Source organism: Blautia hydrogenotrophica DSM 10507 (assembly GCF_034356035.1).
Lineage (GTDB): Bacteria > Bacillota > Clostridia > Lachnospirales > Lachnospiraceae > Blautia_A > Blautia_A hydrogenotrophica.
In genome coordinates this window covers 1,141,894-1,166,691 of sequence record NZ_CP136423.1, presented here as the reverse complement: position 1 = coordinate 1,166,691, position 24,798 = coordinate 1,141,894, and the positions used below count along the sequence as shown (strand labels likewise).

General features: G+C 43.5%; 25 protein-coding genes. 5 read left to right on the top strand and 20 right to left on the bottom strand.

Annotated features, from left to right (window positions below):
* Positions 1-20: 20 nt before the first annotated feature.
* The 9 genes from BLHYD_RS05565 to BLHYD_RS05525 all read right to left on the bottom strand — a co-directional run bounded on the left by BLHYD_RS05565 (position 21) and on the right by BLHYD_RS05525 (position 6,604).
* Positions 21-608: an HD domain-containing protein gene (locus tag BLHYD_RS05565; protein WP_005949813.1), complete on the bottom strand. Its 588-nt coding sequence runs from the start codon at positions 606-608 to the stop codon at positions 21-23.
* Between the two features lie 4 nt (positions 609-612).
* Positions 613-939: a hypothetical protein gene (locus BLHYD_RS05560; protein ID WP_005949811.1), complete on the bottom strand. Its 327-nt coding sequence runs from the start codon at positions 937-939 to the stop codon at positions 613-615.
* A complete protein-coding gene (locus BLHYD_RS05555; protein WP_021845358.1) occupies positions 923-1,396 on the bottom strand; it encodes a VanZ family protein in 474 nt (157 codons plus the stop codon). The genes BLHYD_RS05560 and BLHYD_RS05555 overlap by 17 nt, the downstream gene beginning before the upstream one ends.
* 122 nt (positions 1,397-1,518) lie before the next feature.
* Complete coding sequence (locus BLHYD_RS05550) at positions 1,519-1,671, bottom strand: hypothetical protein (RefSeq protein ID WP_005949808.1); 153 nt, start codon at positions 1,669-1,671, stop codon at positions 1,519-1,521.
* Positions 1,672-1,689: 18 nt separating this feature from the next.
* The gene (gene pyrE, locus BLHYD_RS05545) at positions 1,690-2,364 is read right to left on the bottom strand and encodes an orotate phosphoribosyltransferase (protein ID WP_021845359.1); all 675 of its coding nucleotides are present in this window, start codon (positions 2,362-2,364) and stop codon (positions 1,690-1,692) included.
* A 279-nt stretch (positions 2,365-2,643) separates the two neighbouring features.
* A complete protein-coding gene (locus BLHYD_RS05540) occupies positions 2,644-3,498 on the bottom strand; it encodes a dihydroorotate dehydrogenase (protein WP_050769905.1) in 855 nt (284 codons plus the stop codon).
* 47 nt (positions 3,499-3,545) lie between these two features.
* The gene (locus tag BLHYD_RS05535; RefSeq protein ID WP_021845361.1) at positions 3,546-4,322 is read right to left on the bottom strand and encodes a dihydroorotate dehydrogenase electron transfer subunit; all 777 of its coding nucleotides are present in this window, start codon (positions 4,320-4,322) and stop codon (positions 3,546-3,548) included.
* 22 nt (positions 4,323-4,344) lie between these two features.
* Positions 4,345-5,271 carry an orotidine-5'-phosphate decarboxylase gene (gene pyrF / locus BLHYD_RS05530; protein WP_005949798.1) on the bottom strand — a complete coding sequence of 309 codons (927 nt, stop codon included), beginning with the start codon at positions 5,269-5,271 and terminating at the stop codon, positions 4,345-4,347.
* 49 nt (positions 5,272-5,320) lie between these two features.
* The gene (locus BLHYD_RS05525; RefSeq protein WP_005949796.1) at positions 5,321-6,604 is read right to left on the bottom strand and encodes a dihydroorotase; all 1,284 of its coding nucleotides are present in this window, start codon (positions 6,602-6,604) and stop codon (positions 5,321-5,323) included.
* A 439-nt stretch (positions 6,605-7,043) separates the two neighbouring features.
* Here BLHYD_RS05525 and BLHYD_RS05520 point away from each other — a divergent pair, with 439 nt between their 5' ends.
* On the top strand, positions 7,044-7,244 hold the full coding sequence (locus tag BLHYD_RS05520) for a cold-shock protein (protein ID WP_005949794.1): 201 nt from the start codon (positions 7,044-7,046) through the stop codon (positions 7,242-7,244).
* A gap of 141 nt (positions 7,245-7,385) precedes the next feature.
* On the opposite strand, the gene BLHYD_RS05515 is transcribed toward BLHYD_RS05520, so the two are convergent.
* Positions 7,386-7,709, bottom strand: a complete 324-nt coding sequence (locus tag BLHYD_RS05515) for a hypothetical protein (RefSeq protein WP_005949793.1) — start codon at positions 7,707-7,709, stop codon at positions 7,386-7,388.
* Positions 7,710-7,787: 78 nt separating this feature from the next.
* Positions 7,788-8,630: a DegV family protein gene (locus BLHYD_RS05510; protein ID WP_040350669.1), complete on the bottom strand. Its 843-nt coding sequence runs from the start codon at positions 8,628-8,630 to the stop codon at positions 7,788-7,790.
* A gap of 340 nt (positions 8,631-8,970) precedes the next feature.
* On the opposite strand from BLHYD_RS05510, the gene BLHYD_RS05505 reads away from it, so the two are divergent.
* Positions 8,971-9,474, top strand: a complete 504-nt coding sequence (locus BLHYD_RS05505) for a DUF5721 family protein (protein WP_021845364.1) — start codon at positions 8,971-8,973, stop codon at positions 9,472-9,474.
* Between the two features lie 482 nt (positions 9,475-9,956).
* Positions 9,957-12,032, top strand: coding sequence for a molecular chaperone HtpG (gene htpG, locus BLHYD_RS05500; protein ID WP_260784484.1), 2,076 nt, complete (start codon positions 9,957-9,959; stop codon positions 12,030-12,032).
* Positions 12,033-12,101: 69 nt separating this feature from the next.
* On the opposite strand, the gene BLHYD_RS05495 is transcribed toward htpG, so the two are convergent.
* Positions 12,102-13,073, bottom strand: coding sequence for a sodium:calcium antiporter (locus tag BLHYD_RS05495; protein ID WP_005949787.1), 972 nt, complete (start codon positions 13,071-13,073; stop codon positions 12,102-12,104).
* A gap of 187 nt (positions 13,074-13,260) precedes the next feature.
* On the opposite strand from BLHYD_RS05495, the gene BLHYD_RS05490 reads away from it, so the two are divergent.
* Positions 13,261-13,884 carry a manganese efflux pump gene (locus BLHYD_RS05490; RefSeq protein WP_005949783.1) on the top strand — a complete coding sequence of 208 codons (624 nt, stop codon included), beginning with the start codon at positions 13,261-13,263 and terminating at the stop codon, positions 13,882-13,884.
* A 96-nt stretch (positions 13,885-13,980) separates the two neighbouring features.
* On the opposite strand, the gene BLHYD_RS05485 is transcribed toward BLHYD_RS05490, so the two are convergent.
* The 6 genes from BLHYD_RS05485 to BLHYD_RS05460 all read right to left on the bottom strand — a co-directional run bounded on the left by BLHYD_RS05485 (position 13,981) and on the right by BLHYD_RS05460 (position 21,111).
* Positions 13,981-16,881, bottom strand: coding sequence for an Ig-like domain-containing protein (locus tag BLHYD_RS05485; RefSeq protein ID WP_005949781.1), 2,901 nt, complete (start codon positions 16,879-16,881; stop codon positions 13,981-13,983).
* 498 nt (positions 16,882-17,379) lie between these two features.
* Positions 17,380-18,750 carry an aldehyde dehydrogenase gene (locus BLHYD_RS05480; protein WP_005949777.1) on the bottom strand — a complete coding sequence of 457 codons (1,371 nt, stop codon included), beginning with the start codon at positions 18,748-18,750 and terminating at the stop codon, positions 17,380-17,382.
* Between the two features lie 52 nt (positions 18,751-18,802).
* Positions 18,803-19,066 (bottom strand): hypothetical protein, encoded by a 264-nt coding sequence (locus BLHYD_RS05475; protein ID WP_005949775.1) that lies wholly within the window; start codon positions 19,064-19,066, stop codon positions 18,803-18,805.
* The gene (locus BLHYD_RS05470) at positions 19,059-19,859 is read right to left on the bottom strand and encodes an HAD family hydrolase (RefSeq protein WP_040350667.1); all 801 of its coding nucleotides are present in this window, start codon (positions 19,857-19,859) and stop codon (positions 19,059-19,061) included. The genes BLHYD_RS05475 and BLHYD_RS05470 overlap by 8 nt, the downstream gene beginning before the upstream one ends.
* Before the next feature lie 11 nt (positions 19,860-19,870).
* On the bottom strand, positions 19,871-20,521 hold the full coding sequence (locus BLHYD_RS05465; protein ID WP_005949771.1) for an HAD family hydrolase: 651 nt from the start codon (positions 20,519-20,521) through the stop codon (positions 19,871-19,873).
* Positions 20,521-21,111, bottom strand: a complete 591-nt coding sequence (locus BLHYD_RS05460; RefSeq protein ID WP_005949769.1) for a Maf family protein — start codon at positions 21,109-21,111, stop codon at positions 20,521-20,523. The genes BLHYD_RS05465 and BLHYD_RS05460 overlap by 1 nt, the downstream gene beginning before the upstream one ends.
* 262 nt (positions 21,112-21,373) lie before the next feature.
* On the opposite strand from BLHYD_RS05460, the gene BLHYD_RS05455 reads away from it, so the two are divergent.
* Positions 21,374-21,781 carry a hypothetical protein gene (locus BLHYD_RS05455; RefSeq protein WP_148391240.1) on the top strand — a complete coding sequence of 136 codons (408 nt, stop codon included), beginning with the start codon at positions 21,374-21,376 and terminating at the stop codon, positions 21,779-21,781.
* A gap of 236 nt (positions 21,782-22,017) precedes the next feature.
* On the opposite strand, the gene BLHYD_RS05450 is transcribed toward BLHYD_RS05455, so the two are convergent.
* Positions 22,018-22,410: a 4Fe-4S binding protein gene (locus tag BLHYD_RS05450; protein WP_005949766.1), complete on the bottom strand. Its 393-nt coding sequence runs from the start codon at positions 22,408-22,410 to the stop codon at positions 22,018-22,020.
* 405 nt (positions 22,411-22,815) lie between these two features.
* Entirely contained in the window at positions 22,816-24,480 is a 1,665-nt protein-coding gene (locus BLHYD_RS05445; protein WP_005949762.1) for a glutamine--tRNA ligase/YqeY domain fusion protein, read from the bottom strand.
* Positions 24,481-24,798 lie beyond the last annotated feature (318 nt).

The following is a 24,798-nucleotide window of genomic DNA, read 5'->3' as shown; positions in this document are numbered from 1 at the left end:
TCCAATCTGTAATCACCTCTTCATTCATCTTGTATATTTCCTCTATCTATATTTTTCTGCACTAAATCCTTCATATATTCCCAAATCTTTTCGGAGCCCTCCATCGTTTTGGCATTTCTGCTGTAAATCTGGCTTTTCTTTACCTTATGTTCTTTCCAACTCTTCCCATCTAACGCGTCATTTAGCATCAGCGGCTGAAAATTGTCCAACATATGGGCATATTTTGCTTCCGCCGACTCATAGGCTTCAAATTCATCCCAGAGCTCCCGAAATTGTTCCTCCTGGTCCTTCGGCAACAGTCCAAATATACGCTCCGCCGCTTTCACTTCCCGCTCACGTTTCGTCTGAAGCCCATCCAGGTCATATGCATAAGTATCCCCGGCGTCGATCTCCACCAAATCATGAATCAAGACCATCAAAACCACTCTCATGATGTCAACCTCTTCCTGGGCATACTCTTTTAGCAGAAATGCCATAATAGCCATATGCCAAGAATGTTCTGCGTCATTTTCTTTTCGGTTTCCATCCGCCAGATAAGTCTGCCGAAATACATTCTTCACTTTGTCAATCTCCAAAATGAATTTCATCTGCTGTTCAAAGCGATTCATTTTCTCACACTCCAATCAAAAATAGAGCCAGCCAGCCCACAGTGATGATTCCGTTGGCAATTGCACTCACCATGCTGACTGTATGACTCCTGTTCTCCTCCGAGAAACTCTGCAATCCCTGAATAAACCCATATCCAGACAGAAAAATGGCAAAAATACTGATTCCTCCAATCAAAGCGCCTACTGCTAAGACCGTCTCTCCTTCACAAAAAAACGAGATCAAAACGGCAAGCAAAAACAGCCCCACAGACACCCCTGCCAAAGCAGCAGCAAAAATGCCTTTTTTTGCGGGCTTCCTCTGCGCAAACGCATATCTATACCTCTTTGCCATAATATTTTCTCCTCATCTTATCGCATATCTTAAAAATTACGTAACCCAAAAATGCTCCCAATGTGTTCAGCATCATATCATCGACGTCGAAAGAGCCTACCTTTGTCACCAACTGAATGGTCTCCACCAGTAAACTCAATCCAAATCCTGATAGTACAATTAGTCCTCCGTCCCGAAATTCCTGAAAAATGACCGGCACCAGTACCCCGAATGGAATGAAACCTATGATATTGCCGAACAAATTCGTAAATACCGCAAAAGCCCCAAGCTGTTCCCGATAAATCCAAAATCTTCGAATCTCCACAAAGGGAATTAAATTATACTGATATTCTCGCTCTGCTGCTGCCACTCTCCCATATTCCTCTGAAAAAAAGAGAAAGTATACCAGCAAAAGCACATATATCACGAAGAGCGCCACTCCCACCCTCCGTACCCAGATTTTAGTTATTTTTTTCACAAGCACTCCTTCGCCCTTGGATTTCCCCCAAAAGAATGTCTTCCATCGCCACCCCAGCACTCACTTTAAAACACGCACTCCCGAAAGTCTTCACCCCAGCTTTACGGAAGCGCGCAGCTTATCTATATCGTTATCTCAAATTTTCTTTTCATTAGCTTCGCACCATTAATAATCATTAAAATACCAGATACCAGCCCCACAGTCAGCGTCACAATTCCAAGAGCCAAACTGCTGATGCCCGCATGAGACATAGTCTTATAAATTTTTTCATTCATGGTAAAATCCTCCTTTGACTATTTTACGCCGTACTGCTCGTAATATGCGTCAATGGCTGCCTTTAATACATCATCAATGATAATTTTTCCTTTGTATTCTCTGTTGTAAAGATGTTCTACCACCTCAGCCATGGTGACAATGGCCGTCGTCTTCAGCCCATACTTCTCTTCAATCTCTGCCAGAGCACTCTTAGTTCCCTGTCCTCGTTCCATGCGGTCTACAGACACGACCAGTCCAACCGGAGTCACTTGCCCCTGCGCCTTGATAATAGGCAAAGTCTCCTGAATAGAAGTGCCCGCAGTCGTCACATCCTCAATAATTACCACTCTATCTCCGTCTTCAATGGGACTTCCCAGCAAAATCCCCTTATCTCCGTGGTCCTTTACTTCTTTGCGGTTGCTACAATAACGGATATCCTTTCCATAGTGTTCGCTGATTGCCATGGAAGCCGCCACGCTCAGTGGAATCCCTTTGTAAGCTGGTCCAAACAAAACATCAAAATCCAGGCCAAATTTTCCCTTAATCGCTCTTGCATAGTATTCTCCTAATTTGCGAAGCTGAGCACCCGTCCGATAAAAACCGGTGTTCACAAAAAAAGGAGTTTTTCTGCCGCTTTTCGTCACAAAATCTCCAAACTTCAAAACATTACAATCGATCATAAATTCAATAAATTCCTGCTTATACTGTTCCATATCTCTTAAGACCTCCATAATTTATGGACTAATTTACGCCCTTATTCTCTTTCCACAGCCATTTCCAGCGAAACATATCTTTGCTGCCCGCCGAATGCTCCAGAAATATCACTAAATTTTTTACAATTTTACCATAAGTTTCATAGATTTTCAATTGAGGAATCCACACGGATACTTTCCTCTAGCCTCTTATTCTAGAAATCTATATAATCAAAGGCGCTCCCTATGCAATAAACTATTGCAAGGAGAGCACCTTTGCCTCTCTACAGAACCCGTTCTCTACCTGACCGCTCCGATCAGTTCCTGAATATGTTTCACTCCATTTTTTTCCATGTACTCTTCAATGCCCCGAACCACTTCCAAAGTCGCCTCAGGCCGAAAGAAATTAGCAGTTCCTACAGATACTGCACTCGCTCCAGCCAATATAAATTCCAAAGCGTCCTCAGCTGTAACGATTCCTCCCATTCCAATAATCGGAATTTCGACTGCCTGCGCCACCTGATAAACCATCCTCACTGCCACCGGTTTCACCGCAGGCCCCGACATCCCGCCAGTCTTGTTCGCCAGAGCAAACGTTCTGCGCTGAACATCAATTTTCATTCCAGTCAGTGTGTTAATCAAAGACACTGCATCCGCGCCGCCGGCCTCTGCCGCCCTAGCCACTTCTGTGATATCTGTCACATTGGGCGTAAGCTTCATGATGATCGGCTGACGGGCAATTTTTTTGATCTGTGCCGTCAACTGTTCCACACAGGCCGGCTCCTGGCCAAATGCCAGAAAATTAGCATTTACATTCGGACAGGAAATATTGATCTCCATCAGGTCAATCTTTTCTTCCGCCAGTCTTTCCACTACTCTAAGGTACTCTTCCGGCGCATGTCCACAGACATTGACCACAATTTTAGTATCATATTTTCTTAAAAATGGAATATCCCTCTCGCAAAATACTTCTATTCCTGGGTTTTGCAATCCAATGGCATTGAGCATTCCGCCATAGACTTCCGCGATTCTCGGAGTGGGATTTCCCGGCCACGGCACGTCAGCTACTCCCTTCGTAACCACAGCTCCCAACTGATTCAAATCCACGAACTCACTGTACTCTTCCCCGGAGCCAAAGGTACCGGAAGCTGTCATAACTGGATTTTTCAGTTCCACACCGGCTATCCTAATCCTTGTATCTGTCACAGTTCCACCTCCGTACTCAAAAATACTGGTCCATCTTTGCACACTCGTTTATTGTGCACATGAGAATGACTGTCAATATCTTTAGATTGGCAGACGCACCCCAGACAGGCCCCAATTCCACAGGCCATCCTCTCCTCCATAGATATCCAACAGACAATTTTCTCCTGGGCAGCATACTCTTTGAGCGCCTTCAGCATCGGAGATGGCCCACAGGCAAAAATAATCTCCGCCTTCAACTCGTGCTCCCGGATAGCGTCCAACACGTTTCCTCTAGTTCCTGCACTCCCGTCCTCAGTCGCCACATATAGCTTTCCCTGTCCGCGCAGGTCTTCTTCCAAAAACAGTTCGTCTTTGTACCCCATCACAAGTATCTTTTCTGCCTCTAGCTGCTTTGCAGTCTCCAGCATTGGAGGAATCCCAATTCCTCCTCCAATCAAAAGCACGCGCCTTCCTCTCGCTTCTTCCAGCGGAAAGCCATTCCCCAACGGCCCCATCACCTTCAGAGAAATCCCAGCATGGAGACGCGAAAACTCCAAAGTTCCCTTACCTGCCACCCGGTAAACCAAGCGCAAGCATCCTCTCTCCTTATCAATCTCACAGATACTGATCGGACGCGGCAGCAACCTACTGCCGTCCCTGCTGTACACAGACACAAACTGGCCTGCAGATGCCAGGCCTGCAATCTCCTCTGTCTGAAGCCACATGCTGTAAATACCATTTCCAATCTTTTCCTGACTCACAATTTTGCAAGTCTCCATCTTCTTTGTACTCATATTTTTCTCTCCTGGCCGGCTTTTAGCGATTTTGCAACGCCCCATTAATGTCAGCGATCATATCGAGTGCAGCCTGGCGAGAAGCATCTGCATAATTTTCCTCACCGAACGATGCATATTTTTCCTGCTTATAAGCTGCAATGATTCCTCTGGAAGAATTCACGATCGCTCCAAGCCCATCTTCATTAAAGAAATGCACCAAATCTGCACCTTTTCCTCCTTGAGCGCCATATCCTGGCACCAAGATAAAAGTCTTTGGCATCAATTTTCTGAGAACTTTTCCCATCTCCGGATAGGTGGCTCCCACCACTGCTCCGATATAACTATACTGTTCACCCATATACTCTTCGCCCCACTGAGCTACTTTTTCACCCACTAATTCATAGAGCGGCCGGCCATTTACTAGCTGGTCCTGAAACTCCCCACTGGAAGGATTAGAAGTCTTGACCAGAATAAACAGCCCTTTTTTCTCCTCCTTGCAGACTTCAATAAATGGCTTTACCCCGTCAGAGCCCAGATAAGGATTTACTGTGGCAAAGTCCTCATTAAATCCCGCATAGCTTCTGCTCCCTACTTTTACTTTTCCCAGATGACCCACTGCGTAGGCGGCAGAGGTGGAACCGATATCACCCCTTTTAATGTCCCCAATCACCACCAAGCCTTTCTCCTGACAGTAATCCAGCGTTTTCTTATATACTTTTAAGCCTTCAATTCCAAACTGTTCATACATGGCAATCTGTGGTTTCACAGCAGGAATCAAATCGTAGGTCGCATCCACGATTCCTTTATTATATTGCCAAATAGCCTCCGCTGCTCCTTCTAAAGTCTCTCCATACTCCTGAAACGCTTTCTCTTGAATCTGTTTTGGAATATAGTCCATCATGGGATCTAACCCCACCACAATCGGCGCATGAGTCTTTTGAATCTTATCAATCAGTTTGTTAATCATAAATTTCTCTCCTCCGGTTCTTTATGTTCCTTTGTATTTTTCACCACACTCAGATGTTCTGTCTTTTTTCGTACACAATCTCTCCGTCACAGATTGTCATCTGTACCTCTCCATAGACTTTCCTTCCATGAAAAGGAGTATTTCTGCCTTTGGAAGCAAATTTGTTTTTATTGATCGTGTACTGAGCATCCGGGTCAATGACAACCACATCGGCTGCCGCTCCTTCTCTGAGAGTTCCCCGGTCAATTCCAAGCACTTTCGCAGGGTTATAACTCATTTTCTCTGCCATCTGCATCGGCGTCAAAATTCCAGTCTTTACAAGTTCTGTGATCGTAAGAGCTACACTCGTCTCTAGCCCTACAATCCCAAAGGCTGCTGTGCGCATGGAACCAGTCTTGTCTGCCTGGCTGTGAGGCGCGTGGTCTGTGCTGATCACATCCATGATATCTTCTTTTAGACCCTGTCTTAAGGCCTCCACATCTTCTCTCCTTCGAAGAGGAGGCGCCATTTTATAATTCGGATCATCTCCAGGAATATCTTCGGAGCTGAGAGTGAAATGGTGAGGACACACCTCTGCTGTCACCCGAAATCCCTCTTCCTTTGCCTTTTTCATCATCACCACAGTAGCCTTCGTGGAACAGTGGCAAAGATGCAGCTTCACTCCTGTATCATTGGCAAGAATGATATCTCTGGCAGCAATCACATCCTCAGAGGCATTGCAGATTCCTGGAAGTCCCAATTCTTCAGAACGTTCATCTTCATTCATACACCCCCCATTTGTGAGGCTTTTATCTTCGCAATGTGCCAACACCGGAATGTCATGTTTAGCCGCAATCAACATCGCCTGCTTATACAATTGCGCATTCATCACGGATTTGCCATCCTCCGACAAAGCCGGAGCACCTGCCGCAATCATCCCTTCAATATCTGCCAGTTCCTCACCCTCCTGGCCTTTGGTGATCGCCCCTGCCTGAAGAACGTGTATCGGCGCAATTTGTTCTGATTTATTTCTCACATAATCCACTCGGTCCGCCCGGTCTATCACTGGTTTCGTATTTGGCATTGCAACAATCGTCGTAAAACCTCCTCTGGCCGCCGCACTGGAACCGGAGCGAATATCCTCCTTGTACTCCTGCCCCGGATCTCTAAGATGCACGTGAAGGTCAATTAACCCAGGCATAACATAACACCCCTTCGCATCTACAACGCGAGCCGACTGTTCCTCTATTTCCTTGCCAACTTTCGAAATCTTTCCATCTTCTATCAGCAAGTCTCCCACCATGTCCGTACCCGTCGCTGGATCTAAAATCCTTCCATTCTGAATTAAGATCATCCTTTGTACCCATCCTTTCTATATACTGTGTAGCATGACTCACTTTATATCTGTACACTAATATGGTCTTAATATTTATGATAAGTCCTATAATCAATACTATACACGAAAAATTCTTTTTAATAAAGAGTTTTTTACCTTGACTTTTGGACAAAATACCTCTATAATTAGATTCAGTATAGAAGATATTGGATGTAAAGACTATCACGAGTTTTTAGAAAGTATATTACAACAATATATTTCCTAGAAACTGGTGATTTTTTATTTCACCAGTAACTTCTTTAACCTGTAACAATTCAGTTCTACATTTTTCGGAGTCACACGGAGTTTTACTGCAGTTGGCACCTGTGATTATCAGATTTTGTGGCTTCTTTGTCAAATCATTGCAGCGATGTAAGCTGAACAGTTACAATTTTTATTTTTTTATGGAGGTAACATTATGAACAAAGGAACTGTGAAATGGTTCAATGCCGAAAAAGGTTATGGTTTCATTACTGGAGAAGACGGTGCAGATGTATTTGTACATTTCTCTGCAATCAACGGAGAAGGATTCAAGTCTTTAGAAGAAGGACAGTCTGTATCCTATGATCTGACAGAAGGGGCACGTGGCATGCAAGCAGCAAATGTCACCAAATTATAAAACCTAACAAAATATGCCCGGCAGGGTCCTCAGTCACAGAGAGATTATTGTAGATATTCTGAGTGACGAAAACCCCCAGACAGAGAATTTCTGTCTGGGGGTTTTTTTACGTTGTCAAACGTACTTTTACGGATACTTACCTCACTTTTCTTGAACGGTACCGTCTGACGCAGCCTCATCTATCTCATTTTCTGCTTCCGGTGTGTTCTGTGGATCTGTGATTTCTTCTGCCAGTTCATTGGTATACTCGTCCACCGCACTGGCATCCATCACTGTCTCTGTAGTCTTAGTCTCCTCCTGCTGAGTTACCTTCCCATACACAGAATATCCCAACCATACCACCACAGCCAGACAAATCATCACTCCTGCTGCTTTCTCCAGAAAAAGAATCCTCTTTTCTTTCTTTATAATTTTGTCACGGTTCGCTTTCTTTTGTTTATATGCATCAACTTTCTTTTGACTCATGCCACATCTCCTTTGTTCCGCAAAGTTTTCAGCATTAGTTTATCATATTCTTCCCAAAAAGAAAAGTCACAAGCGAAATCAAACTACCACAATCACTCCACCGTCATTGGCGTACATACTACTGACCCCTGCGGTATTCAACACTAAGATATCCCTCAGTTCCATTCTCTCTAAGATCGCTTCCTTTAAAATCTCCGCCCTTTTTGGACAGTTGCAATGAGAAATTGCCAGTATTTTATTTCCACTATCCTTTGTCTTCTCCACCACATAGTCAACCATTTTAACCAAAGCTTTATTGATTCCTCTTGCCTGGTCTAGCTGACAAATTGTTCCCTCTTTCGTCGCCCCCATGACAGGTTTGATTTTTAAAGCAGAAGCAACTAAAGCTTTTACTTTGCTGAGTCTTCCGTTTTTGCGGAGTGTCTCTAGGTTTTCTAGGACAAAAAAGGTATTCTGGGAATCAATATAGCTCTCAACCTCTGCTACTGTCTCCTCAAAAGACATTCCGGACTCCTCGCACTCCGTAATCTTCAATGCAATTAAAGTCTCCCCCACAGAAGCTGAACGGGAATTAAATACATAGATCTTCTTCTCCGGATATTCTTCCAAAGACAATTTTCTCCCCAACAGAGCACTATTGTAAGAACCACTGAGCTCTGCTGAGAGTGTGACCGCATAGACATGTTCCGCCTCACACTCGAATGCCTGCATATATTTTTCTGGCGAAGGGCAAGAGGACTTTGGACATTCTGGACAGGCTGCAACTTTTGCCAAAAAAGATTTCTGCTCAAAAGTTTCATCATCCACAATATCTTCCCCACCCACTGTGAGAATCAAGGGAACCGATTCATATCTGGAATCTCCCTTCCAATCGTCTAACAATTCCCCACAACTATCTATTATTATCTTATAACTGCTCATAATCGTCCTCATTCCCATAATATGTAGTTTTTAATACCACATATATACTACCATAACCTTCCTGCTTTGAAAAGAGTTTTTGGTAAAAACTCTATTCTTTTTTTGTATTCTGTTCTATAATAAAGAAGAAAAGCCTTTTTTCACATTCACTTTGTAACAGTTCAACCAGCGTCATTCGTAAATCCGCACTGCGTGCTTATCGTGGCTAACGCCATTGTTTTACTCATTGAAAGGCGCTCGCCTTATACAGATATCCGCTTGCAAAAACATACACATATGTTTTATGTTTTCCGTACACTGTATGACTGAACTGTTACTTCACTTTAAAAGGAGAATCTGCATGATTGCTTTACAGATTACAGATTTAAAAGACTTTATGAATCGGCTACTAAAGAGTGATCTCTTCGACCCTTTTTGGGTGGTGGAGGTGTCTATCACTACCTACAATACCTTCCTAATAGATGGGAGTTTACACCGTGATTTCTTAGACTCTTCTGCTTTGGAGATCCTAGATAAGACAAAACGTACTCACTCACTTTGGCGTGAGGTCAAACCATTCTGTCTGTCTATCATTCGCGGAAAGCACACACCTCTTCACTTTAAAATTGTATTCCAGCTCTCCCGAGAAAATACCAATCGTATGCTCTCAGACAGCGGCATCTCCCTTGCCCCAGAAGACATATCTGGACTTTATCTGAATTTCCTGTTCAACGGCTCTCAGTTAACTGCCACCACTGGAACCTCTTACCGTATTTTTACCATGGATAAGACTTTTGATACGATCTGGGATAAAATGCTTATCCATTATTTTAAAAAGCACAATATCTCTTACGAACAACTTTAAACTGCTGTGCTTCTAAGTTCTAGCACAACAAAAAAGGATTACAGAGCCGATGATTAGATTACTGCCCACTCACTTGCAATTCGTGAGCAGTAACACAATTCGCGATGTACAAACCCTCGCGAAACATTAGAAACTGAAGCCGAATTATTATTAGCACTCATTTTATATGAGTGCTAATTTTCCCTTGACTTTTCACTCCCCCCGTATTACTATATTTTTTATAAGGCAGCAAAATTGTCAAATGCTGCTATCGACAAAGACAGAATATTTGTAACTATTCAGCCATGCAACTGATAAGAACAAAAATCCGGAGTAAGCTTGCTTACAGAGGAATTTTGCTCTTATCAGGCATATGACACTTAGCCATAAGTGAAGATTTAGCCGCATGTGTCGCGATATAAACTGCGTAGCAGCTAATCCAAGCTATTATAGCTGAATAGTTACGAACATTTTAAATTGAAAATCAAAGGAGAGTGAATAAAATGGCTGCAAAGCATGGTAGTTTATCAATCAATAGTGAAAATATCTTCCCCATTATAAAAAAATGGCTATATTCCGATCATGATATTTTCGTACGTGAAATGGTATCAAACGGCTGTGACGCCATCACAAAGCTAAAAAAACTGGAAGTTATGGGAGAATACAGTTTCCCCGACGACTACAAAGCACAGATCAATGTAATTGTCAATCCCGAAGAAAAGACACTGAAATTCATAGACACTGGACTCGGCATGACCGCCGATGAAGTTGAGGAATATATTACCCAGATTGCCTTCTCAGGAGCTACAGAATTCCTAGAAAAATACAAAGACAAAACTACTGACGATCAAATGATTGGCCATTTTGGTCTTGGTTTTTATTCCGCATTTATGGTAGCTGATGAAGTCCACATCGACACGCTTTCTTACAAGGAAGGCTCCACCGCTGTCCATTGGACTTGCGACGGCGGTACTGAGTATGATATTCAGGACGGAAATAAGAACACCGTCGGTACTGAAATCACGCTCTTTTTGAATGAGGACAGCTTAGAATTCTCCAACGAGTATCGCATGCGAGAAGTACTGGAAAAATACTGTTCTTTCATGCCTGTGAACATCTATCTGTCCAAGGCCAACGCTGAACAGGAGTATGAGACCATAGAAGAGTCTGATTTAAGGGACGACGATGTGATCGTAGAGCGTATTCACGAAGAGGCAAAGACAGAAGAAAAAGAAAATGAAAATGGCGAGAAAGAGATTGTAGAAGTATCTCCTGCCAAGGATAAGGTCAAAATAAATAAGCGTCCAGTCTCTCTAAGCGACACTCATCCACTGTGGACCAAACATCCCAATGAATGCGACGATGAAGATTATCGCAGCTTTTACCGCAAAGTCTTCTTAGACTACAAAGAACCTTTGTTCTGGATTCACTTAAACATGGATTATCCGTTTAATCTGAAGGGAATTCTCTATTTTCCTAAAATTAACACCGAGTACGATTCCATCGAGGGAACGATCAAACTATACAATAATCAGGTCTTTATCGCAGACAACATCAAGGAAGTTATCCCTGAATTCCTGATGCTTTTAAAAGGTGTGATTGATTGTCCAGATCTTCCTCTGAATGTATCCAGAAGCGCGCTTCAAAACGATGGCTTTGTCCAGAAAATCTCGGAGTATATCACGAAAAAAGTAGCTGACAAATTGACAGGAATGTGCAAAACAGACCGGGAATCCTATGAAAAATACTGGGATGACATCAGTCCTTTCATCAAATTCGGCTGTATCAAAGATCAAAAGTTTTCTGAAAAGATGATGGACTATATTCTCTTTAAGAATCTAGATGACCAATATCTGACCTTAAAAGACTGCATCGAGAAAAATAAGAAAGAGACCGATGAATCCATCACTGAAGAGACAACAACCGAAGAGCAGGATAAAGAAAATAAAGAGGAGGATTCTGAGAAAGAACCAAAGAAAACGATTCTCTACTACGTCACAGACCCTGTGCAGCAAAGCCAGTACATCAATCTGTTCAAAGAACAGGGGATGGATGCAGTAATTCTTCGCCACAACATTGATACTGCTTTTATCTCCCATCTGGAGCAGCTCAACCAGGAAATCCGTTTCCAGAGAATTGATGCCGACGTGACAGACAGTCTAAAGGAGGATGCCGAGACCGACGAAGAATTGGCAAAATCCTTGACCGAGCTTTTCCGCAAAAACCTGAACAAAGAAAAGCTGGAAGTAAAAGTAGAAAAACTAAAAAATGAGAACTTGTCTGCAATGATGACCCTGTCCGAGGACAGCCGCCGTATGCAGGAAATGATGAAAATGTACAATATGTATGGGATGGACCCGAACATGTTTGGCGGTGACGAGACTCTCGTACTCAATGCGAACCATCCTCTGGTACAGTTTGTAGTAGAACACCAGGATTCCCAAAAAGTTCCGATTATCTGTGAACAACTCTACGATCTGGCCATGCTGAGCCACAAGCAGTTATCTCCTGAAGAAATGACTCGCTTTGTCAACCGCAGCAATGAAATCATGATGATGCTCACAGACATAAATGCTTAATTTCACAAATCTATTTATCATAGAGGGGTATCTCAAAAATCAGAAAATGGTTTTTGGGATACCCCTTTTTTAAGATATCGTTAAAATCAAGTAAATCACATACCCTCCCAACAGCAAACAGCCCTGAATTCTTCCTGCTTTTTGTCGGACAATGGATGGAAAGCATAATACAAAAAGCAGAAAAAATATAAAAGGCAGTTCCATTCCCATAACACTGTCTAAATAGGGAATCGGGCAAATCACAGCCGACAGCCCACCCACAAGTACAAAGTTTAAAATATCCGCCCCAATGATATTTCCCAACGAGAGGGCAGAATGTTTTTTCTTCAGAGCCACCAGAGAAGTCACGAATTCAGGAAGGGAAGTTCCCAAAGCAACAAAAGTTAAAGAGATAATCACCTCCGGTACTCCAAAAGAACGTGCTAATTTAGGACCAAATTCCACTAGGAAACTGGCCCCTATGTATAGCACAACTGCCTCTAGGACAATGCGAAGAACATCGCTAGCCCCAAAGGACTGCCTCTCTTCTGATTGTGCCGTCCGTTCCTGTTCCTCTTGTATCACTGCATTTCTCACTGTACTTCCTATATACAATAGACACATCAACAACAAAATGATACCGGAAACACGTGAAAGCCCTCCCACTGTCATCCCGCCAGTCAAATATACTACAAAAGCCGCCCCTAAAAAAAAGGCCCCAGACATGATATTTCCCAGCGCCTTCTTTTCCAGATGAATCGGTCTTAACATTAGCATAAATCCGGCAATAAATCCCGTATTACAGAGTATCGAACCCAATGCATTTCCCAGTGCCATGTCCGGTAAGCCATGTACAGAAGCCATTGTAGAAAACAAAGATTCCGGCAGAGTCGTACCGATACTTACGATCGTTGCTCCAATCAGTACTTCCGGTAAATGCAGTTTATTTGCAAGAGAAACCGCGCTGTCTACAAATAAGCTACTTCCACATATCAACAGTACAAATCCCAGCACAAACATAAAAATGTAATACGCTACTGCCATGATTTTCCTGTGCTCCATATAAAGTTCTCTCTGCAAATATATGTATACTCAGTAGAAAATATATCTCTAATCTTCTCAAAACTCTTCTCTTTTGAATACAATAGAAAAAAAGTAACTATCTCGACCATGCAGTAAGCTGTACAATCCAACATCAGCTCAATGCTCAGTATCTGATCTATAGATAGTTACCAAAAGGCCTGTTACTATGATTCTCAACATTTTTCTTCTGGTATCCGCACTTTGCTTGGATACCTTTGTGGCCAGTGCAGCCTATGGCACCAATCAAATTCGCCTTTCATGGAACAAAATAGCCGTTATCAACGGTATCTGTAGCCTCTGTCTCGGCCTCTCTCTGCTCTTTGGAAGCATTTTAGACAGTTGGATTCCTGAGACCTTTACAAAAGAAATCTGTTTTTTCAGTCTGCTTACTCTCGGATGCCTCAAACTCTTAGATTCCAGTATCCGCCAATATATCCGGCGCCATAAAAGCCTCCACAAAAATATTCACTTTACATTTTCACATCTAAGATTTATCATTCACATTTATGGTGATCCCATGGAAGCAGATAAAGATCAAGACCAATCGCTGGCCTGGAAAGAAGTTATCTTTTTTTCCCTAGCAATGTCTATAGACAGTCTGATTGCAGGTACAATGGCCGCATTTTTAAAGATATCGATTCCTCTTACCATCACGATGTCTTTTCTGATGGGTGAAATTTTTACTTACTTGGGACTTACACTGGGACGAAAAATCAGCCGCCGATGTCCAAGAGATCTCTCCTGGATAGGTGGACTCCTTTTTATTATCCTCGCAGTCCTAAAGAGATAAGTAATCTTCTTCAAATGCAAAGAACAGAGTATGAAACTTCATACTCTGTTCCTATTTTATCCAGTCATCACTGACCATCCGTCTCAATTAGTTCAATTATTTCCCTCTCTGATCTTTTTTGTGACGGTTTCTCAGCACGATACCGGCTCCTCCGATCACCAGAACTCCCGCAACGGCCAAAAGAATCATTGGTACAATATTCGTTTCGTCTCCTGTTTTTACCGCATTCTTTACTTTTGTGACTGTATTTTTCTTGTCTGAAGTCGTATTCGCATTTCCCTTCACTCGGAAAGATACCGACTTCACATCCGTTCCATCACTGTCCTTCTCATTGCCAACCCATTTTTCTCCGTCATAGGTCTCTTTTGTAAAGGTTACTTTCAATTTATAGGAACCAGAATTTCCAATCACAAAAGATGCTGAGTATGGCGCCTTGTTCCAGCCGTCTTCCGCAGACCACTTTGCGTTGGTATCCGTCACCTTCCAGTAAGTCGGCTCATAGCGCACATCTCCTTTTTCAGGGCTTTCTTTTCTGTTCATTCCACTGCCCTCGGCACTGAAACTAATGGTCTTTCCTGCCTGGAACACATCTCCCTGAGCAATACCGTAGATCTTATTTTCTGACTTATTAGCTTTTTTCGCATCATAGGCCAGCACGCGCACTCCAATAGATGTGACTCTCGACACAAAGGCCGGATTGATTACATCCGACGGAAGCACGACTTCACCCCATACTGTGAAGCTTTGCTCTTCTTTCAAATCAGGATTGTAATCACAGTCCTTTATATTCCATTTTACCGTGGCATCCCTGCTTCCGGAAGTGGTTTTAATCTTCACAGTTCCTGGGATTCCCAAGCCACTCTGGCTCTTCTCCACACCATTTTTAGCTTTGATTGTTCCTTGATTCGCACTGACTCCCTGATAAATGCTAATCCCACTTTTCACAACAGTGAATGTCACATGTTTTACTACTGGATCTTTCTTGTCGTTGGTCGCGTCAATCACAATGTCCTCATCGTAGACATCCGCTGTCAGTCCCGACTTTGGCCTTACCGCAACTTTAATCTCCTCACCCGGCTGTACGTTCGTCATTGTGGCTTCATCCAGTTTGGTGATATCATAGACGGATTTATCCCCTGAATTAGACACCGGCTGTTTAAAATTCAGTTCTTTATTTCCAGTATTCCGAATCACCAGGTTGCGTGAATGGGGAGCAAAACCATTTTCATCATTATATCCCAGAGGTGCATACCCAAAGTCCCCTTTAAACTCTCCATTGTCCTGGCTCCAATATACATCGAAGGAATAATTCTCTTTTTCTTTCACCGTCACCTTTGCCGTCACAGAAGCTTTCGCCCCTTCATCTGTCGTAAACGTCAGCTCCTCACTGTATTCTCCCGCTCCCAGGCCAGATTTTGGTTTGATCTGATAAGTGGCGCTGTCGCCCTCTTTCAGAACCGCCTCCACATCTCCATCCACATCGAAACTTTCACCGCTTGGGATTTTCACTGTCAAATCGGCGTTTCCTGTATTCGAGAGTTTAATCTCCTGGCTGGAGATATTCGTATAGCCTACCGTATAGCTTCCAAAATTGAGTTCCTTGTTGGAAATTTTCAGTTTATAAATACGCTTTTCTACTTTCGCGGAAATCTTAACTTCCACCTCGGTTCCCGTGTCTTCATCCTTAATTGTCAACGTAGAACTGTATGCTTTTTCTTTCTCCGCCAGACCGGATTTCAAAGTCACTGTAACCGGTACATTCCCACCGCTCTCCACGCTGGAAATTTCCTCCACCACAAGGACATCCTTCATATCTCCACTCAGCGTGTATGTCAGTTTCTCCGCTTTCTTGGTTCCACTGTTAATAAGAGAAAAACTAAGCTTCGCATCTTCATATCCTGTGTACAGAGTCCCAAAATCCACGGTCTCAGGATCTGTGCTGAGTTCTACGGTCTGCGTATCATCCTCGGACGGCCCGGAAGGGGTATCCGTGCCATCCTGATCACCAGTATCAGGACCTGGCTGATCTTGTGTCTTATCAGTCTCTTCGATCTTTATTTCAAAGGTCTTTGAATCTGTACTTCCGTCTTCAAAAGTAGCTTTCACCATGATTCCCGGCGTAGTTCCTGCTACCTCCGGTGTCCCTGTGAAAGTCCCCGTGTTCTCATCCCATACAATTCCTTTCGGCAACACTCTATTCTCTAGTTCCCAGCCAACCACATTCCCGCTGGCCTCAATGTTCGCATGATATGGCTCTCCTACCTTTCCCGCCGGCAAAGCCTCCGTAGTGATCTCTGCTTTTATCCCGTTGTTGTCCTGGACAATGATCGGATCATTTATCGTCGGCAGACTGTTTTCTGAACCACCCGTCGAGCCATGATTAGTATCTGGTACCGGTGTTTGTGTAGGTATCTCGGAAGGCTCGTTTACCGGTGCCACAGACGGCTGCTGAACCGGTGCGGGAGTTGAGCTCTGCGTCACTACAGGCCCTTGCGTCGGAACAGCAGAAACTCCTGAGTCATTCTCTATACTGTTGTTCTCTTGTACGGAAGACGGTGTCGGCGTCTCCGGTACCACTGAAACTGTTGGCGTTGTAGCAGCAGTAGGAGCGGAACCTTCCTTCGCCGCCACAGGCCCCACTTTGCTGGAACTAATAGTACCAGTCACCGTGGCTCCTTCTTTGCCTGTCAGAGTAAGCTGAAGACTACAGCCCACATCTTCTGTCTTTAACGTGTACGTTGTCTCTGTTCCTACAGACATATTCTTTCCGTCTGCTCCCACTCGAAACCACTCATATTTGACCTGGTCCGTTGTAAAACCTGTCGGTTTGACCTTTGTCAAATCCGCTGATAATTTTTCCCCTTCTTTTAGGGTTCCTTTGATCGTCAGAGTACCCTCTAACTTTCCGGAATCCGACTCTACTGCTGCAAAGACCGTTCCCGGCAGCATCGTGAGTACCATGATAATCGCCAGACACATTGCCATCCATCTCTTCATAATCTTCCTCTCCTTTCTGACACTTTAACGAATGCCCCTCAAAAGGCTAAATCCCCTCTAATATTACCTTTATTTTACTATACTTTTTCCCTAGAAACAAGTAAACAATCTATAAAGGTCATGCTAATTTTACCACTCTCATTTTTGTCTTCTGTAATCTTCATTATCCCTGGCTCCCTCTCTCCTGTAAATTTCGATCTATTTTCGTATCAGTCAATACAACTTTGTGCAAGAACAAAGTGGGCAAGCCCACTTCAAACTCCTCTATCCCCTCACTCCTGAGGGGTGCAGTCCCACTTTGCGCGCCGAGCACAGCCGCCTGCGGCGGCATCCACAGTGAACCGTTTATGCAATAAGAAAGAACTTTCACGCATCAGCGTAACAAGGTCTTTCCTATTACATAAAAGTATCCTGTCATGGAAAAACCCTGGCTTTTCATGCAGACTTTCGGATGTCAATGCATCCCCAAACCACATACCATACGCCAGGGTATTTTTCTCATTTTAAAATTTTTCGCATAACCCATTCTTTCCAATATTTGGACGGAAGGTAACGAACTGGTATGTCCAGCCAATTTTCTTTTTCCAAAATACCCTTCGTGTGTGTAAAAGTCTCAAAACTGGCCCGACCATGATAATTTCCAATTCCACTTCCACCGACACCTCCAAAAGGCAGTTTCGGTACAGACAGATGCACCAAAGTATCATTAATACACCCGCCTCCATAAGACAGTCTTTTTAAAATTTTGCGCTTTGCTTTGTCATTTTTTGTAAAAAGATACAGAGCCAGTGGCTTATCCTTTTCCTGCAGAGTGTGAATCACTTCCTCCATAGAAGAAAATTCCAGAACCGGAAGAATGGGCCCAAAAATTTCATCCTGCATAATCGGCGAAGCCCAGGTCACTCCATCTAACAGTGTGGGAGCGATCTGAAGCGTCTTTTTTCTTCCGTATCCGCCCACTAAAATACTCTCTCCTAACAATAGTCCCATTACACGCTCATACTGTTTCTCATCAATCATTTTGGGATAATCAGGGTGCTCCAACGGTTTTTCTCCCCAGGTCTTTTTAATCCATTTTCGCACTTGTCTCAAAAATTCTCTCTTCACGGTTTTTTGTACCAATAGATAATCCGGTGCCACACAAGTCTGCCCGCTATTGACAAACTTTCCAAACACAATTCTCTTTGCCGCCAGAGACAAATCTGCGGACTCTTCAATGATGCAGGGACTTTTCCCTCCCAGTTCTAAGGTCACAGGTGTCAAATTCTCGGCTGCCCGTTTCATAACCTGCCGCCCTGCTTTCATTCCCCCAGTAAAAAAGATATAATCGAATTTCTGATTCAAAAGCTCTTCTCTGTTTTCTTCACCACCACTGACTACGGCCACATACTGCCGCGCAAAAGTTTCACTCAGCAATTCTCCAATTACAGTGGAAGTTGCCTCTGAGGCTGCCGCTGGCTTCACCACACAGCAGTTTCCAGCCGCAATCGCTCCGACCAATGGCTGCATCGCCAACAAAAAGGGATAATTCCAGGGCGCCATCACCAACACCACTCCATAGGGTTCTTTAATTTGATAAGTCTTTCCAGGAAACTGGGAAACTGGTGCCTCTTCTATCCTTACCTTCATCCAATTTTTCAAATTTTTTCTCATATGCGTAATCTCTGCCAGCACCAGACCGATCTCTGTCATATACGCTTCCTGGTCTGATTTGTGAAGGTCTTTATGCAAAGCCTCCAAAATCTTTTTTTCCCTAGTCGAGACAGCCGCATACAATCTTTGCAGTTGTTCATCCCTAAACGTATAGGACAGAGTTTTCCCTGTCCTAAAAAATTCTCTCTGCTCTTCTACAACTTGGCCTATCTTCATTTCTTACCGCCACTGTCGCCCTTTCTTATATCTCAATTTCCTAAGCGCTGCCTCAGCCTTCCACGACCAAATAACTGCCATCTGGCAGCGGAAATACTTCACTGGCCTCTTCCAAATCCTGATCAGACATCCCCTCTACATCTGCGCCGCTCTCTTCCAAGTATTGCCGTACTTCGTCCAAAGAATTCACAACCACGGCCATACACTCCTCCAAAAATGCTTCCGCACCTTCTAAAGTCTCGGCAACTGGCTCATCAAATAACTGTCCTTGATTTCTCAAAAATGTCTCCAGACATTCTTCCGTATACTCATACATTTTCTTTCTCCTTTTCAATTTCCTGAATTAGTTTTTTCAATTCTTCCTCTACATTGGAGGTAATATAACGGCTTACTTTTTTTACCCCTTCCCGCGCAGTGTCCATTGCATAGCTGTGTTCCACCGCCTGGAGCATTTCTATATCATTATATTCATCACCAAAAGCCATACATTCCTCTGGTTTTATATTCCATCTTTTTTGAAGCAACTGGATTCCTTTTGCCTTATTTGTCCCAAATGGCACAAAATCCATCCAGTCAAACCCCGAAGTAACCACAATGCAGCGATCCGAAAAGCGCTCTCTCCAATACTGATAGCTGTTGTTTATCCCATTTCTTTCATAGACAGCCACCTTCATCAAAGCTTCCGGAATCTGATCAAAATCTTCCACCTCTTTGTAGGTAATCTTCAAAAAATCACGGATTAAGCTGCGAAATTCCTCCGTCTTCGGACGTACATAGTACGTGCGCACCCCTGACATCGTCATCTCGGCCCCCTCTTTCTCCCATATTTCCTGAATGATTTCCTTTGCCAATGTGTCCGACAGTGTGTCTTTGTATAGGAACTCGCCATCGGTATAGGTCAAAGCTCCATTTTCACATACATAGCCGATTTCCTCTTTCACAGGAGCAAACATCCGCTGCATAATCGGAAATTGTCTTCCGCTGGCTGCCACAAAAAATACACCCAACTCCTTCAATCTGTGAATCAAATCAAATAATTCTGGCTGAAACCGCTGAGCACCATTTCTGAGCAAAGTTCCATCCAAATCACTGGCCACCAACTTAATCATCTCAAACTCCTTCACAAAATATTCAGCAGTTCTTTCGGATGGGAGATAATCCTGTCTGCATGATTTTCTTCCAATTCCTTCCGGGTTCGAAACCCCCACAGTACTCCCACAGTATACATTCCAGCTGCCTTTCCAGTCTGCATATCTGTCCAAGTGTCCCCCACATAGACGCATTCCTCAGGAGACACTCCAAAAAGTCTCGCCATAGCCAGTGGGCCGTCTGGAGCCGGTTTTCTGCGCACAGAATCGCACTGCCCTTGAATACCGTCAAAATAGCCTCGGCCGAAAATCCCTTCCACCGTCTCCACTGCCGCTTGATGCGGTTTATTCGTGCAGACCGCCAGACGGATGTCCCTTCGCTTCAGCGCATCCAAAGTCTCTATCATCCCCTCATAAGGAACTACACGGTACAAAGGATTTTGGGCAAACACCTCGGTATATCTGCGCTCCCCCTCGTCCAAATGCGCCAGCTGATCGTCCTTGCAGTCCCTTAGACAACGCTCCATCAACTTTCTGCCACCCTCGCCACAGTAATTGTAAAATTTCTCCGTCGGCAGAGGCCGGTAGCCAAATTCTCCCAGCACAGTATTCGCCACATAGGCAATGGACTCCACGGTGTCTGCTAAAGTACCATCTAAATCAAAAATGTATGCTTTAAACATCACTTCTCGCCCCGCAAATCTATCCCTAACTGCTTCATCTCCCAAAACAACATACTCACTGGCAGGCCGACCACATTGTTGTAGTCTCCATAGATTTCTTTGATATAGACGGAAAAATCTCCGCGTATGTCATAGCTTCCAGCCTTGTCCATGGGATCTCCCGTAGCTACATAGGCACGAATTTCCTTCTCATCTACCGGATAAAAGGTTACATCCGTTCTCCTGGAAAAAGTCTTTGTGATTTCCTCTTCCTTGTCACGAACAATCACCGTGACTCCCGTATACACCTGATGAGTATTGCCCTGAAGCAGCTTCAATGTCTCCACTGCCTCTTCTTCATCCCTGGGCTTTCCCAGGACTCTGCCCTCATAGGCCACCAAAGTATCTGAGCCGATCACGATCACGTCCTGGCCTGTCTTCGACGCCACACTGGCCGCTTTTTGCCAGGATAAATTCTCTACGATCTGAGCCGGTTCTTTCTTCTCTATATGTTCTTCCTCTTGGCTCGGCATCACTTGAAAATGCACTCCCGCTTTCTCTAGTAATTCCCGCCTTCTCGGAGAAGAAGAAGCTAAAATAATCTGTCTCATGGCACTCTCCACTTTTAAATTGTATTTGTTCCATAATCTATAAGTCTACAGGATTCATGCTTTTTCGCACGTATTATTATAGCCGCTATGCCCTCTCCCTGCAAGACATTTGTTACAGTTTATAGCAGTTGTTCTTCTCCAAAAATCCCCCTTTTCTTTTTCATACAAAAGTATTACAATGTTAGATATAGTATGTCTAAACAAATGACTGACATTTTTTATCAGAAAGGAGACTGTTACCATGTCAAAGCTTGGTAAAATTTTGAGTCTGGCTGTTGTCGGCGCCGCCGCTGGCGCTGCTGTCTATTACGCGCAAAAATCCAAAGAAGAAAAAGGCCGCGATTTCGCGTCAGATTTTGAAGACCTATTTGAAGAGGAAGAGGATCTTTGGGAAGAGGTTCCTGAGACAGAAGAAAAAGATTCCGCTCCAAAACAATACATCAAAATTGCGGCTGAAGCCGCCGGTGAAATGAAGGAGATCGCAAAAGATACCGCTCAAAAAGTAAAAGAAATCGCAAAGGATACTGCTGAAAAAGTAAAGGAAGTGCAGTTCGAAGAAGACCCTTATATGGAAGAAATCGATAAAGAGTTCGCGCAAGCTGAAGAAATGCTGAACAAAGAAACGGACTCTCCTTCCGAAAAGGAAAATAAGACAGATACTCTCCCCTGATCTTGAAGTTCTAGAAAAGAATCCTGCTTGCAGGATTCTCCGCCTGCGGCAAGGCGCAAAGCACTATCTTCCATTTCGCCGTAGTGCGATCCACGCGGAGCGTTTATGTCATAGGAAAGAACTTTCGCGTTTTAGCATAGCAAAGTTTTTTCTATAAAACAGCGAGGCAGTCTAAAAAACTGCCCCGCTATCATTGTACAACCTTTGAAAAACGTTCAAAATCCATGTTTTTTTATCTATGCCTCTTTGATCTCCAGTACTTCCATCGGACAGGCTTTTACACAAATTCCACATGCAATACATTTACTTGCGTACTCTTTATCATCAGCCTTAACCACCAATCCGAACGGACAGGCTTCCACACATTTTCCGCAGCCAACACATTTCTTTTTGTTAATCATATAAACTCCCTTGGCATTCTGTGTAATCGCACCTTCTGGACATGCCTCTGCACATTTTCCGCACTGTACACATACCATAGGCTTTGGTGTCTCTCCATCCTTTTTCACACCGATCTGAATGCAGGATTTTGTGTCATCAAACTCTTTATAAAAAGCCTCTGAACACGCAATCTCGCACTCCTTACACGCCATACACGCATCTTTTTTCGCAACCACAAGTTTTTTCATTTTGAATCCTCCTGTTATCCTTAATTTTTTAACCCTCGCAGTTTTTCTGCCTGCACAGACATCGGTCCCCTAGGCTGTGTGCTTTTTCCTCATCCTCCACATCAGGAAAGCAGCACCCAGACATCCAATATCTATGCTACTATAGACATATTTTTTCTATGTAAATAGTACCTCTATTATATCTTTCTTTTCTCTTCAATTCAACAAAATTCAGCTTAATAACTTTTTTCTTTCCAATCCGCTGAAAGCCTTGCGGCAATTTTTCACATTTTCCATCAATAATGTGGGTAGGCGCTTTCCGATAACTCAAAACCCCTTCTGGAGCAATTGTCTCACGCAATCACTCAGAAGGGATTCTTTCAAGAACACACTGTCCTAAACTTATAGCACTTCTTTAAAATTCAATTATGCCTTCGGAAGACGGAAAGAACTCTTCAACGAGACAATCCTGTTAAATACCGGCTCTCCTTCCTTGGAATCTTTCGCATCCGCACAGAAATATCCATTTCTCACGAACTGAAAACTTTCATAAGCTTTTGCCTTCATTAGCTCTGGCTCCACATACGCTGTAACCTCCTTCAGCGAATTTGGATTGAGATTCAAAGAGCCATCCTCATTGTACACTCCTTTTTCCTCATCGATAATATTTTCATACAAGCGCACTTTGGCCTCTTTAGCCTCTTTAGCCGATACCCAGTGAATCGTGCCCTTGACCTTTCGTCCCGTAAATCCAGTTCCGCATTTTGTCTCAGGGTCGTAAGTGCAGTGAACCTCCGTAACGTTTCCATCCTCATCCTTGACAAAACTTTCGCATTTCACAAAATAAGCATGCATTAAGCGTACTTCGTTTCCTGGGAAAAGTCTGAAATATTTCTTTGGCGGATTTTCCATGAAATCCTCCCTCTCTATATACAGCTCTCTGCCAAACGCTACTTTTCTGTGTCCCAGCGACTCATTTTCCAGATTGTTCTCCACATCCAGATACTCTATCTGATCTTCCGGATAGTTATCAATCACCAATTTAATTGGGTCCAAAACCGCCATCATACGTGACCGTTTCATTTTCAGATCTTCCCGGATACAATATTCCAGCATTGCATAGTCCACAGAGCTGTTCGCCTTTGACACCCCACACAAATCTACAAACATTTTTATAGATTCCGGTGTGAAGCCTCTTCTTCGCAGGGCCGCAATGGATACCAGACGAGGGTCGTCCCAACCATCCACAATTCCTTCTTCCACAAGCTTCTTGATATACCGTTTGCCTGTAACAACATTTGTCAGATAAAGCTTCGCAAATTCGATCTGTTTCGGCGGCTGAGGATATTCCAGCTCATGCACAACCCAATCGTAGAGCGGGCGGTGATCTTCAAACTCTAAGGTACAAATAGAATGGGTGATACCTTCGATGGCATCTTCAATAGGATGTGCAAAATCATACATTGGATAGATGCACCACTTGTCTCCTGTGTTGTGATGCTCCATATGGGCAACACGATAGATCACCGGATCCCTCATATTCATATTCGGAGAAGCCATATCAATTTTCGCCCTGAGCACTTTTTCTCCATCTGCATATCTGCCTTCTTTCATAGCTTGAAACAGACTCAAATTTTCCTCCACGCTGCGGTTTCTGTATGGACTCTCTTTACCTGGTTCTTTCAAGGTTCCCCTATACTCACGAATTTGCTCAGCGCTCAAATCGTCCACATAGGCTTTTCCTTTTTCGATTAATTTAACAGCCCCCTCATACATCTGTTCAAAATAATCAGATGCAAAATAGAGGCGGTCCTCCCAGTCTGCCCCCAGCCATTCTATGTCTTCCTTTATAGATTCCACAAATTCCACTTTCTCCTTGGTGGGATTTGTGTCATCAAAACGCATATTAAACTTCCCGTGATACTTCTGAGCCAGACCGTAATTCAAGAGAATGGATTTCGCATGTCCAATGTGCAGATAACCATTGGGTTCCGGCGGAAAGCGAGTGTGTACGGTGTCGTAGACCCCCTCTTCCAGATCTTTGTCTATAATCTGTTCAATAAAATTTTTGGATACTGTTTCGTTCTCCATATCTTGCCTCCTCGACCTTTTCTTAATTTGTAATCATATCATAAATACCCGTCTAATAAAAGACTGTCTTTCCTATAACATGAAAAATCCAAAAAATGTTCACAATTCTTTTAAAAATTCAACACAAAATACTCACATTCCTATCGTAATATAAAACTATAAAAAATAAACCTTTTCATTAAACTTTTCTTTTTCATATGCCAGTATCTCCGGATACTGGCTCTCCTTTTGTTATTGTTCACTCACCTGCGGTTTGTGATCAGTAACACGCTTCGAGATGCACACAAATTGCTGTAAACAGCAGTTTGGCGCGAGTAT